Below are 9,178 nucleotides of genomic sequence, written 5' to 3' on the forward strand. Positions count from 1 at the left end.
ATCATCCCTCCCTCATCCTGATTCTTTATTATGGTTAGTCAGTCTAATTCTGTCTTATTACCCCAAGCTGAAGAAAACGATTTTCTTCCACCACTTGGTAGTTGGACTACTATTGGCGGTGTGATTACATTGGTGACTGTGACAATAGCAGTTGCCGTCGCTTCTGTAACTAAATACAAAGTCACCGTTCAAGCACAGGCAAGTCTGCGTCCTGCTGGTGAGTTGCGGCTCGTTCAGGCTGCTACGGAAGGCCCAGTTATGCGTATTTTTGTGAAAGAGAATCAAGTTGTCAAAACAGGAGATGCGATCGCTACTATTGACGACTCCCGCCTGCAAACCCAAAAAAGCCAGCTAGAAAGTGGTGTTGGGCAAATAAAATTACAACTGGTTCAAATCAACGCTCAGATTCATGCCCTAAATAACCAACTTGTAGCCGAAACTGACCGCAGTAACCGTGTGGTTGCAGCGGCTGAAGCTGAATTGAGCAGTCGCAAGCGGGACTATCAAGACAAGCAAATTACCACTGTTAGTGATGTCCAAGAAGCCTCTGCAAATGTGAGAGCAGCAACTGCCGGTTTAAGAGCAACGCAGACAAAGCGAAACCGATATGAGAGCGTCGCCAAAGTTGGAGCTTTGTCACAAGATCAATTTGAGGAAGTACAACTAGCTGTTGGCCAGCAAGAACAAGCACTCGAGGCTGCCAAAGCCAAATTGCAAAGCCTACAAGCTGCCCTGAATCCAATTCCTGCAGAAGTAGCGATCGCACAAGAACGCATTGCTCAAGAAAAAGCTACGGCGCAAGCTAACATCGCCACATCAAGCAAAGAACGCAACGCGCTTATTCAGCAACGGATTGAAATGCAAAAACAGTTCGAGCATGATAGCCGCGAACTTAAACAAGTGAATATCGAGATCAAGGAAACTATCATTTCTGCAACAGCAGATGGTGTTATCTCCAAGCTCAACCTACGTAACCCCGGCCAAACATTGCGTCCTGGAGATGAAATTGCCCAAATTGTCCCTACTTCTGCGCCCTTGGTGATTAAGGCAATGGTAGGAACTGAGGATAAAAGCAAGTTGAAGCCAGGACAAAACGTGCAAATGCGAGTTTCTGCTTGTCCTTATCCAGATTACGGTACTCTCAAAGGTAAAGTGAAATCAATTTCTCCAGATGCATTTTTCCCAGCAGCGAATAATGGTGCTGCTACAAGTTCTCCTACAATCGCAACTACTGCTAAAGGTACTGCTGCCTTCTATGAGGTGACAATTGAACCTCAAGGTCTGTCTTTAGGTCGAGGAAACAAACAATGTTCCATTCAAATGGGAATGGAAGGCAGAGCCGATATTATTTCTAAACAAGAAACTGTACTCCAATTCTTTTTGAGAAAAGCAAGGCTAATTGTAGATGTTTGACGTTGCTAATTGCCTTTTGGCAATATATCTAGAGAAACGATTGTGTTGCCAGTTTATCTAATTTTTAATAAAAAAGAACTAATGTCATAAACTAAAGTATCCCAAGAGTTACAGGAAATTTAGCTAAATAGCATTTTTTGATAGATGCTGCTTTCAACATTAATTTATCCTCTATATAGCAGTCCTAGAACATATGTGAAAGCTTCTGTTTCTTTTCTTCTCTACGAGAAGGAAAGGCGCTCTTCTCTAACGAGACGCTGCGCGAAGGCAGTTCGTTCATTTTCATAAATCAGATAGGATTATTACAGCAGATTGCAACTTCTCTTCTTAGGCTACGCCAAGGTGAGGTACAGATCATCGTAGGGGCACAACATGTTGTGCCCCTACCCGTATACTTCATTGAGCTGCAATACACTGTATATGAATTAGCGTGTTGAGAAAATTCTTTAGTAAGGTTGAGACTGCAACAGTTGAACTTCTCCAACTGTTGCAAGTTAAGGATTTAAACCTCTAAAATATGATGCATCTAGTGCAATACTTGACGATATCTACGCAATTTCCATGCTGGGAGACAAGACAAGCCAATTAACAAAAAACCAGAGATTGATGGTTCTGGGACTTTAGTAATTACCAACGAAAGATTATCTGCATAAGCGTCGTTTACTCGTCCTCTTACATAATTGGCGTTCAGCAGTACATTAATTTGACGTGTACCCACAGGTACAGAGCCATCATTTGACTGCAAAAATAAGCCTGTGATGTTGTTTCTTTGCGCGGGAGTTGGCGAAGTAATACTAGCTATGCCTAGAGAGTTGTTAGCTTGATCAAGAAAAGTAATCTTCAGTGCTGCGCTATCTTCATCGGTGCTATATCCCCCCAACCAGCCCTTCAAGTTAAACGTACCTTGACCTGCATCAATAGTTGAGGCCAGATCAGATATATCGATTAATTGCGAAGCACTGGAAGAGGCTCGATCAGCACCGCCAAAGAATAAATTTGCGCCGCGATCGCTTGGACCAGGAACATTAATACCAGGAAAAGTAACGTTTACTACATTGCCTGAGGGGTTAGTAAAGCTAAAACCTGTTGCCCCGTACTTTAATACACTGAAACTACCTGTCGTAGTCCAGCCAGGGATAGTAGGTATATTAGCCCCAACAGCGTTACCAATTGGGTCTCCTTGCCCTTGTTCTGCATCACCATTTACTATCAAATTAGTACCAAAGGTGGCAGCATAGATGGGGCTAGAAAGCAAGAGACTAAATGCAAGTCCTGCTATCAAGGTTGTACCAATCTTGGCCATTCCTTGAGAAAAGAAAGGAAAGGTAGTTAGTTTATTCATAGTTTGTTTTTTCCTGGGATTTACTAACAGCTTGTTTCAAATTAACCAAATTACTCGATTTTCTAACTATTCTATTTTTCCGATTAAAAATATCATACCAACTTGGTTGGATAAAATCAATTTAACTACGTAATTAAACGCTGAATTTATCAAAACTTTAAGTAAAAACTTTTGATTCTTTATACAGATAAAACCCGCCTACGCGGGTTTCAAATTTTTTGAGTCCGTCTACGCGGACTACCCTTCGGTTTCTCCAAAAAAGTATGTTTGCAAGATGAGCCGCGATTTCTAATCAACACGTGTATTTGCTTCTCTATGTCCAATTAATCTCTTTTGAACGAAAAGCTCTATCCCAATCGTTAGCAATCACTTCCATGATATTGATCATGCCTTCATAGCCAAAATATGGCTTGTCAACATAAGTTTCTCTGTTAGTGGGGCTAAATACATCAAAAGCAATTTTGATTCCCAATTCCTCTGCCATGTATTTTTCCCATGCCGAGCCAATCACAGCATCAACACCAAACTCTTCTAAGGTCTGTTTTACCTGATAGCCATCTGCCGAAAATACTATATGGGAAGTAAGACCGAGGCTGTACAGTTCTCGCTCCAAAATTGAACGAGAATCAGGCATCGCCGAGCGAAATAATAAGATTTCTGGAATCATCTCCAATTCTTCAAAAAGCATTCTGACTAGTCCAATACCAAGCGTCCCATCCGCAGATACGGCAATTCGACAGTTACGATATCGGGGAATAATCATCAATGCTCGTTTGCGAAGTGTATCTACGACCATTTCTTCGCCTTGTTTGATGATTGGCTCCACTTTTTCATCTATCTTGAAATGTGCCGCCAATGCCTTCAACCACCGAGTAGTGTTGTTTACACCTATTGGTAAAGGTATATCATCGAGGATAAACGGGATGTCATGAGTCTGTTGCATTTTCCGAGCAAACTTATACCCAACATCATGACTGAGAACAATATTGGCGGTTGCTTCACCAGCTTGTTCTAGTTCTTCAAAAGAGGTATTATGAGAAAATACCGTCTGCACTTTAATTTTTAAAGACTTTAACGTCTGCGTTACCCAATGCAAATCAGCCCACCAAGTAGGATTCAGATTTGCCTGTGGTGCAATAATATTTACAATCTTTGGCTTCCTGCCCTTTCTCTTGGTCTCCCTTTTTTTTATAAAAGGAAGTAAAGCCTCCAAACCCATCTCCAAGCCATCATAAGCATTGCCCCGAAACCCACCAGCCATTAAAGGAACGAGTTTGGCTTTGATATCTGGCTGAAGCTGGTTGCATAATCCCGCAATATCTTCACCGATAATGTCTGCCGCGCAAGTACCAACGACAAACATCACCTTAGCATCAAAAGATTTATCCGCGTCTTTAATCATCCCTTTGAGTTTCTCAGACGCTCCCATTACAATGTCTGACTCAAAAAGACGAGTACAAGCTACTTTTCGCTTGGTGAAATCAACCTCATGAGCATCATACCCAGCTGCAACAGTGGACGCGCAACCCTGTGGAGACTGAATTACAATACTGACATCTTTAATACCAGCAACTGTAGTTGCAATACCTTCAAGGGCACAGCCAACTACTGGGTCTTTACTATGGTTACAATTGTCAAAAGTTGTTTCAGCAGACATTTTTTCCTCCTATTTTTATAAGGCTTGACTATGGTAAATGCATTTCACGCAGCCTGTAGCGACTTTTGCCTTAACGTTTCCGTGTTTCGCGCAGCCTGCAACGGCTTCTGTTGTCCCTGTAGCAACTTCTGCTTTGACGTTTTTGTGTTTCGCGCAGCCTGTAACGGCTTCTGTCTTCCCTGTAGCGACTTCTGGCTTAACGTTTCCGTGTTTCGCGCAGCCTGTAGCGACTTCTGCCTTGACGTTTCTGTATTTCGCGCAGCCTGTAGCGACTTCTGCCTTTCCGTGTTTCGCGCAGCCTGTAGCGACTTCTGCCTTTCCGTGTTTCGCGCAGCCTGTAGCGACTTCTGCCTTGACGTTTTTGGCTTAGTACCAATTCGGTATAAAGATACGCCAAACTCAAACTATATGAGGAACGAACCGCATTCGCACAGCGTCTCGTAGAGAAGAACGCAAAGGACACAAAGAAAGAAGAAGCCTAGTCATTTGGCTGCGCCTCTGCGTGAGACAAATCCATACTTTTATTTAGCAAAGTCACATTTCATTTATTACTCATTCATACATTTTCCCCGTCTCTTCTCTGCATATACGGTACAATCAGGCATGTCTTGAGCTAATTTTCCGCTTAGTGATTGAGTAGATGCTAACCCGGAATCTTTAGGGAATACCATTTGCTTGGTTAAAGCACTCCGAGGTCTAAAGGCATATTGGAGTGCTGTTTCAATACACCTTGCGACCTTTAAGGCTCCGCGATAGCCAAATCTGGGACGATTTAAGATAGCATTTAAATCGACTACGGGAATATGGGGGAAACTCAAGGAAGAACCAAAATAAACTACCGATTCTGCATCAAGACCACCAATGAAATCCAGTAATTCATCTTCCGTTTGTTTCATGGACTCGTACTTGCCAAAGGCCAGCGTCCCTTTCGTAATCAATATTTCCGGGTCTAACCCTGTTTCCAATAGGTAGTCTACACTGGTTTCTCGTGCTTCTGTACTCCAGGGATGAAAATTATAGATTACTACACGCATCCCAAAATCACGATCCAACATGTGAGCAAGGGATAAGCACTTGATAGCATCATGTCCTTCGATAATCGCTAACTTCCCTTCTATATAACCCTTAGCTGCTTCAAATTCAGTCTTAATTGCGGCATATTCCTTTTCCATTAGGGCAGCCGCTTGTTCTTCCATGCCTAAATATTTTGCCGCCCCTTCGAGCCATTTTTCTGTAGCAGCGATTCCATAGGGAAGGATGGTAGAGTTTAGCGGAGTACCGAACTTGTCTGACATGGCTTTGCCGATGGTATAGCCAAGATCCAAACATAAAGTACAGTTGACTGCCGCACTCGGTGCTTGCTTGAGTTCTTCTAAAGTACAGTCACCAGCGATGACGCTATGAACTCGTGCCCCCATTCCTTCTATCAATCGCACCAGTTCTTTAACATCAGTTTCGACTTCTGTTCTTTCAGGGCCCATCTTTGCGCCCACAATATTGACAGCATCGGCTAGTTGTGCTTTCCGCTCTGGAGTTGGCGGCTCCATAAAGTCTACGATTTGCCGAAATACGATATCAAATCCACTGCGATATTCCCCGGCAAATCCTTCACAATGTATCGTCATGATTTCAGACTGGATTTCGCCACGCGCCTTATTCACGACGTCATCAACACAGTCCCCAATAATACCAGACGCACAACTAGTGGCAACAACGATCGCATCTGGATGGTATTTTTCATTTACTTCTCGAATCGCGCCTGCTAATTCTTTTTCTCCACCAAAAATTACCGCTTTTTCACTCATGTTCGTAGTCACCACGGGTTCATAAGGTGAACCACTATTGCGGCTATTGGTCAGCTTGTATGCTCGCTTTACACCATAGGCACAGCCACTCGGCCCGTGAGAAATGACGATCGCATTTTTAATCCCACTTAAAATCTTCGTTGCAGTCCAAAATTTACAGGGACGGGTATGACTACCTTGTAAAGTGGTCTTAATCTTCCCCTCTTTTGCCAAGCGATACAGTTCGCTCAAATTTCCGTAAAATACGACATTCTTATCTATACTTGTTGCAGTCATGATCACTCTCCAATCTTTCAATAGCTTCTGTAGCAATACCCTGTGATTTGTAAACCAGGCTACTAAGCCGCCCTCTGATACTAATCAGTTAAACGGGTGCTGCCTGGTTTACAATTGACATAGGATTGCTAAGTATCGTAAAAATTCTGATGGAAATACCATCTAATCAGTTGGGGGTGGATGACAGAAATATCACTGCGGATAGATGCCATCCCCCATATACATCAGCTTTCTACCAAACGTTTAAGATCCACTCACGCTCGTGCTTGTTCTCCATATCTGCAAACATGGTGTTAGCAATGGTGTCTGCTAGCCATTCTGCTCCTTTATAGCCAATAATGGGGTATTTCCACAGACCTGCCCGGTCAAAGCTGGGGAAGCCAACCCGAACCATTGGAATTTTGTGATCGATAGAAATATATCGACCTTTGGAATGACCCAAAATCAAGTCGATTTGCATGGATTTATCTTTAATGCGGCGCTCCAATTCCCAGAGGTCTGCATTCCAAATGACTTCGATATCACAGGCTGCTTGCTTCTCCAACGCAGCAATTCTTGGGTCTTTGCTGGTAGCTCTGTTGTCGTCTCCCAACAACATCAGTGCTGGCTCTAACTCACATTCCAAGCAGAACTCTGCTAGGCCAATTACCAGATCGGGATCTCCGTAAATAGCTACCTTCTTGTTAGCGAAGAACATGTGGGCGAGGTCGGCGATCGCATCGATAGCTTTTCCACGTTCTCTGACTAAAGATTCTGGTATTGCTTTCCCAGTCAGTTTCTGGATATTTTGCAGCCAGACGTCAGTGTTTTTGATGCCAATTGGTGTTGGGCCAATGATTGCAGGAACCTTAAACTTCTCTTGTAAGAATTCAGCTGAGCTGCCTCCTTCATATTTGCATAAGGCAATAGTTCCCAACGCATTAGCAGAATCAGCAATTTCTTCAATGGTTGAATTCCCAAAGGCAAAACTTGTCTTATCGGGCATGGTAGGCGCATCGAAGGATTCTGTATCCACTAAGATGTTTGCTGGAACATCCATATCTTTTAAGATGCGCTTAATTTCCGTGACATCTCCAGGGTTAAGCCACCCAGTAATGAGGTTCAATTTGCCAGTTGGTTCGCCTTTTTTTGCCAGGCTAGAAATGATTGCATGTATGCCGACATTATAGCCACTGACCTGGCTACCTTTGTAACTGGGGGTATGCACAGGAACAAGGACAATCTTGCGATCGGGATAGGCTGTCTTTAACTGGCCGTTGAGTTTGTTAATGGTTCCTTCGATATCGTCCCCAATCGTCTCAGTTGAACAAGTTGTAATAATTGGGATAATCCGTAAATCGGGATATCGTGCAACTAAGGTGTGTACGGCTTCCTCAATGCGTGGCTGTCCTCCAAGGACAGCGCTATTTTCATGGAGTGAAGAAGAAGCAATGTCAAAATTTTCCTTCAAATGCTGGGCAAACAGCAAACGAACGAACATACTACACCCCTGTCCTCCATGCACCAGGGGAATACAATCTTTTACTCCAATTGCAGCATATTCAGCCCCAGCAGGCTGACAGGTAAATATAGGATTGATTATTCCCTTGCGTTCTTTTTGTTTAACGACTAAAGACATCCTATTGACTCCTAGATAGTGAGAAACTCGTGATTGTATTTGTTTGACGTTGTTGAAAGAAAGAATGAATTGTCATCCTGTTCTGTAGCAGGCGCGTCAGGGCATAGATAACGAAGTAGAATGTCTGCATGAAGGCGTTTTCATGCCTCTAGGTCGAAGTAAGCGATGCGTAGCATCGACTACACCAGAAGCATAGAATTGAATTTCTGAAAAGCCTTGAAAACTAAACGAGATGCTACGCAAACACTTTGCTACTCTTGAGGAATGGGTGAAGGCGATCTCTTCTCCCCAAAGAAAGAAGCGAAAAGCGATCCAACCCTACATAAAGGCTTCTCTACCAGAAGCTACGCCAACGCGAACAGAATGACAAAACTCTATTTCAGCAACACTGTTCGTTTAATGAGGCAGTCTAGTCTTGGGGTTTCCCCCAAGAGGAACTGCTGTTAGCGTCAGCGTTAGCGACGCAGGAGCGTCACCCGGAGGGTTGAACTACCGATCTAATTGCTTTAATAAAGCGAATAATGCAATTCACCATTCTTCGACTTGGTTATTACAATATCGACCAGCATTGCCTTAACAGACTCCAGTACTGCTTTCTTTTGCGAGTTCTCCATCTTACTTAACCATGAAAACCTGATTTCTAGGTCAGCCGAAAGGATCTTCGCATCTGCATAAAAACCTCTCTCAATCAAGGTATCCAGAACCACCTTTTCTCCAGTCAAGATTTGGGCGGCCTTATTGAGAACACCATTGATGTTTTCTTCCCGATCCCATGCACGCGAGTGAAACTGCCACAAACAGCGTTCTTGAATTAATTTTGTGACTTCCGCAGCTCGCTCTTGAATGTATACCGCGATTTCGCTAGCTTGCTGTTGAACCTGTGGCGCAGCTTCCTTAGCTTGTGGCTGAACCTGTGGTGCAACTTCCTTAGCTTGTGGTTGAACCTGTGGTGCAACTTCCTTAGCTTGTGGCTGAACCTGTGGTGCAACTTCCTTAGCTTGTGGCTGAACCTGTGGTGCAACTTCCTTAGCTTGTGGCTGAACCTGTGGTGCAACTTCCTTAGCTTG

7 protein-coding genes are annotated in these 9,178 nt (G+C 43.5%); 2 read left to right on the forward strand and 5 right to left on the reverse strand.

Annotated elements, in window-relative coordinates:
• The first annotated feature begins 30 nt into the window (after positions 1–30).
• On the forward strand, positions 31–1,413 hold the full coding sequence (locus V7K85_RS09395) for an HlyD family secretion protein (RefSeq protein WP_334812959.1): 1,383 nt from the start codon (positions 31–33) through the stop codon (positions 1,411–1,413).
• 526 nt (positions 1,414–1,939) lie between these two features.
• On the opposite strand, the gene V7K85_RS09400 is transcribed toward V7K85_RS09395, so the two are convergent.
• The 4 genes from V7K85_RS09400 to V7K85_RS09415 form a co-directional block, all read right to left on the reverse strand.
• Positions 1,940–2,755 (reverse strand): PEP-CTERM sorting domain-containing protein, encoded by an 816-nt coding sequence (locus tag V7K85_RS09400; protein WP_334812961.1) that lies wholly within the window; start codon positions 2,753–2,755, stop codon positions 1,940–1,942.
• Positions 2,756–3,068: 313 nt separating this feature from the next.
• Positions 3,069–4,412: a nitrogenase component 1 gene (locus V7K85_RS09405; RefSeq protein WP_334812963.1), complete on the reverse strand. Its 1,344-nt coding sequence runs from the start codon at positions 4,410–4,412 to the stop codon at positions 3,069–3,071.
• A 548-nt stretch (positions 4,413–4,960) separates the two neighbouring features.
• Positions 4,961–6,493 (reverse strand): nitrogenase component 1, encoded by a 1,533-nt coding sequence (locus tag V7K85_RS09410; RefSeq protein ID WP_334812965.1) that lies wholly within the window; start codon positions 6,491–6,493, stop codon positions 4,961–4,963.
• Between the two features lie 232 nt (positions 6,494–6,725).
• A complete protein-coding gene (locus V7K85_RS09415) occupies positions 6,726–8,111 on the reverse strand; it encodes a nitrogenase component 1 (RefSeq protein ID WP_334812967.1) in 1,386 nt (461 codons plus the stop codon).
• 232 nt (positions 8,112–8,343) lie between these two features.
• On the opposite strand from V7K85_RS09415, the gene V7K85_RS09420 reads away from it, so the two are divergent.
• Positions 8,344–8,478 (forward strand): hypothetical protein, encoded by a 135-nt coding sequence (locus V7K85_RS09420; protein WP_334812969.1) that lies wholly within the window; start codon positions 8,344–8,346, stop codon positions 8,476–8,478.
• Between the two features lie 139 nt (positions 8,479–8,617).
• On the opposite strand, the gene vnfG is transcribed toward V7K85_RS09420, so the two are convergent.
• On the reverse strand, positions 8,618–9,178 hold a 561-nt coding region (gene vnfG, locus V7K85_RS09425), incomplete at its 5' end, for a V-containing nitrogenase subunit delta (RefSeq protein WP_334812970.1).

The sequence above is a fragment of the Nostoc sp. genome (assembly GCF_036917615.1).
Classification (GTDB): domain Bacteria; phylum Cyanobacteriota; class Cyanobacteriia; order Cyanobacteriales; family Nostocaceae; genus Nostoc.

Bases quoted from the DNA above. Each gene is read 5' to 3' on its own strand.
- V7K85_RS09395 (WP_334812959.1), top strand. From the start codon at position 31: ATGGTTAGTCAGTCTAATTCTGTCTTATTACCCCAAGCTGAAGAAAAC.
- V7K85_RS09400 (WP_334812961.1), bottom strand. From the start codon at position 2,755: ATGAATAAACTAACTACCTTTCCTTTCTTTTCTCAAGGAATGGCCAAG.
- V7K85_RS09405 (WP_334812963.1), bottom strand. From the start codon at position 4,412: ATGTCTGCTGAAACAACTTTTGACAATTGTAACCATAGTAAAGACCCA.
- V7K85_RS09410 (WP_334812965.1), bottom strand. From the start codon at position 6,493: ATGACTGCAACAAGTATAGATAAGAATGTCGTATTTTACGGAAATTTG.
- V7K85_RS09415 (WP_334812967.1), bottom strand. From the start codon at position 8,111: ATGTCTTTAGTCGTTAAACAAAAAGAACGCAAGGGAATAATCAATCCT.
- V7K85_RS09420 (WP_334812969.1), top strand. From the start codon at position 8,344: ATGCTACGCAAACACTTTGCTACTCTTGAGGAATGGGTGAAGGCGATC.